The 761-nt window shown below is 51.4% G+C and carries 6 tRNA genes and 1 rRNA gene; all 7 read right to left on the bottom strand.

Annotated elements, in window-relative coordinates:
* Positions 1-101: 101 nt before the first annotated feature.
* Positions 102-177: transfer RNA gene (locus tag KNP84_RS15135), tRNA-Ala, on the bottom strand.
* A gap of 11 nt (positions 178-188) precedes the next feature.
* A tRNA-Pro gene (locus KNP84_RS15140) sits at positions 189-265 on the bottom strand.
* Positions 266-272: 7 nt separating this feature from the next.
* A tRNA-Arg gene (locus tag KNP84_RS15145) sits at positions 273-349 on the bottom strand.
* Positions 350-380: 31 nt separating this feature from the next.
* Positions 381-467 (bottom strand) — tRNA-Leu (locus tag KNP84_RS15150).
* A gap of 35 nt (positions 468-502) precedes the next feature.
* A tRNA-Thr gene (locus KNP84_RS15155) sits at positions 503-578 on the bottom strand.
* 8 nt (positions 579-586) lie between these two features.
* Positions 587-662, bottom strand: a tRNA-Val gene (locus KNP84_RS15160).
* An 11-nt stretch (positions 663-673) separates the two neighbouring features.
* Positions 674-761 (bottom strand): 5S ribosomal RNA (gene rrf, locus KNP84_RS15165); the annotation flags it as partial.

Below are 761 nucleotides of genomic sequence, written 5' to 3' on the forward strand. Positions count from 1 at the left end.
ATATAGCTCTTTAAAAATGACGAAGCTTGCGCTTCATTCAAAAATTGTAAAACTTTTTTTGCCTCATCGTTCAGTTTTCAAAGTTCGTCGGTTTAAAGAATTGGTGGAGCCTAGCGGGATCGAACCGCTGACCTCCTGCGTGCAAGGCAGGCGCTCTCCCAGCTGAGCTAAGGCCCCAAAAGTTATGATGGTCGGGAAGACAGGATTCGAACCTGCGACCCCTTGGTCCCAAACCAAGTGCTCTACCAAGCTGAGCTACTTCCCGAAATAGATGGTGCACCCTGAGAGATTCGAACTCCCGGCCTTTAGATTCGTAGTCTAACGCTCTATCCAGCTGAGCTAAGGGTGCGAGACGAATGAACTTTCATGGGATATTAAGATGGTACCGAGGGCCGGACTTGAACCGGCACGAGGAAACCCTCGCAGGATTTTAAGTCCTGTGCGTCTACCAATTCCGCCACCCCGGCAAGGTATAATTCATGCGGTAGACTATTTTTAAAAATGGTGCCGGCGAAAGGATTCGAACCCTCGACCCTCTGATTACAAGTCAGATGCTCTACCAACTGAGCTACACCGGCAGGTGTAATGGTGGAGGATGACGGGATCGAACCGCCGACCCCCTGCTTGTAAGGCAGGTGCTCTCCCAGCTGAGCTAATCCTCCAAATATGTAATGCCTGGCAGCGTCCTATCCTCACAGGGGGAGACCCCCAACTACTTTCGGCGCTGAAGCGCTTAACTTCCGTGTTCGGCATGGGAACGG

Origin of the sequence: Exiguobacterium sp. s70, from assembly GCF_018618315.1 — a bacterium.
GTDB lineage: Bacteria > Bacillota > Bacilli > Exiguobacteriales > Exiguobacteriaceae > Exiguobacterium > Exiguobacterium chiriqhucha.